The sequence below is a fragment of the Streptomyces aureus genome (genome assembly GCF_001418135.1).
Classification (GTDB): Bacteria; Actinomycetota; Actinomycetes; order Streptomycetales; family Streptomycetaceae; genus Streptomyces; species Streptomyces aureus_A.
In genome coordinates this window covers 1-1,553 of record NZ_LIPQ01000705.1, presented here as the reverse complement: position 1 = coordinate 1,553, position 1,553 = coordinate 1, and the positions used below count along the sequence as shown (strand labels likewise).

Annotated in this window: 1 protein-coding gene and 1 pseudogene; both read right to left on the bottom strand. The window is 77.3% G+C overall.

Translation table 11 applies throughout. The features are described from left to right. A partial coding sequence (locus AOK00_RS36320; RefSeq protein WP_173861745.1) for an AfsR/SARP family transcriptional regulator occupies window positions 1-783 on the bottom strand: 783 nt, incomplete at its 3' end. A gap of 454 nt (window positions 784-1,237) precedes the next feature. Then, window positions 1,238-1,553 (bottom strand): annotated as a pseudogene (locus tag AOK00_RS36315) (asparagine synthase-related protein); the annotation flags it as partial.

Genomic DNA, 1,553 nt, shown 5'->3' with positions numbered 1-1,553 from the left:
CCTGCCCCGAGCCCGCGCCCGTACTCGCTGCGCGTACGGGCGCGGGCTCGGGGCAGGGGCCGGGGGCGGACCCGCGAGGAGCTCCCGGTGGAGGGCGGCGAGTTCGGGGCCGGGGTCGGCGCCGAGGGCGTTCGCGAGGGTACGGCGGGCCGACTCGAAGGCGGCGAGGGCGTCGGCGTGCCGGCCCTCGGCCCGCAGGGCGCGGATGAGCTGGGCGTGGAAGGGCTCGTCGTACGGGTAGGTGGTGGTGAGCCCGGTCAGCTCCGGTACGAGTCCGTCGGTGGCGCCCCGCCGCAGATCGGCCTCGACGCGCTGCCGCAGCGCCGCGAGCCGCTGTGCCTCGGGGCGGACGCCGGCCGGGCCGGACAGGTCGGCGAGGGCGGGCCCCCGGAAGAGGGCGAGGGCCGGGCCGAGAAGGGCGGCGGCCTTCTCCGGGTCGCCGGCGTCGAGGTGGGCCGCCGCGTCCTGGACCTGGCGCTCGAAGACGTACAGGTCGATGTCCTCGGCGGCGGCGACGAGCCGGTAGCCGGGGCCGGGGGTGGAGGCGACGGCATCGCTGCCGATGATCCGCCGGAGGCGGCCGACGAGGGCCTGGAGGGCGGCGGGGGCGTCCTGCGGCGGGGAGTCCCCGTACACGTCGCCGGCGAGCTCGGTGACGGATGCGGCGCGACCGCCGCGCAGCGCGAGCGCGGCGAGCAGCGCCCGCAGCCGGGCGCCGCCGACGGGGAGGCGGCGGCCGAGGGGGTCGAGGGCCTCGGTGGTGCCGAGGATGAGATACCGCACCGGCTCATTGTGTCCGGCGGCCGTTGCGTACGCCTCGGGGTTTACCCCGGTGCGCCCTCGGGGTCCGCCGTCAGAACGCCGAGGTGTCCAGGGCGAAGCCGAGGGGGTGGGGCGTCGCCACGACTGTCCCCAGCTTGTGGATGGACTTGTGGCCGCGGTCGTCGCCGGAGGGTTCGGAGCACACGACGGCTTCGTCCGCCTCGCGGTCGATCAGCAGGTGGAGGGGGACGCCCCCCGCGCGTAGGCCCGGATCTTCTGGACGCGGTCACGGAGCGCGGTCGTCCTCGGGAACCGTCAGCGGCATCGCCGTGCCGGACCTCCTTCGCTCGGTGCGACGCTCTCAGCTCGGGTCGGGCAGCCCGGCGGGGTCCGGCAGGCGTTCAGCAGCCCGGCCGGGTCCGGCAGGCGCTCACTCGAACGCGTGCTGTGGCGTTCCACCCGACGGCCACGCCGTTCACGCCGGGAGGGACCTCGTCGCCGGGATCAGGGGGCCCTGGACCGCGCGATGGGCGCGGGGTTCCGTCGTGTTGGTCCAGCACGAGCCCCGGCGGGACATGAGGCGGCGGAGCCAGAGTTCGGTGGAGACGAGGTCGGCGAGGCCGTCGAGGGGGACGGGGGCGCCGTCGGCCGCCGTACGGAGGGCCTCGCGGACCACGCGTGCCTCGATCAGGCCCGCGTCGGCGAGCAGCGGGGCGTCGAAGAGGGCGATCAGGTGGGGGAGCGCCGCGCGCAGGCCCGCGCGCGTGGCGCCGGCCGGGACGGCCGGGTGG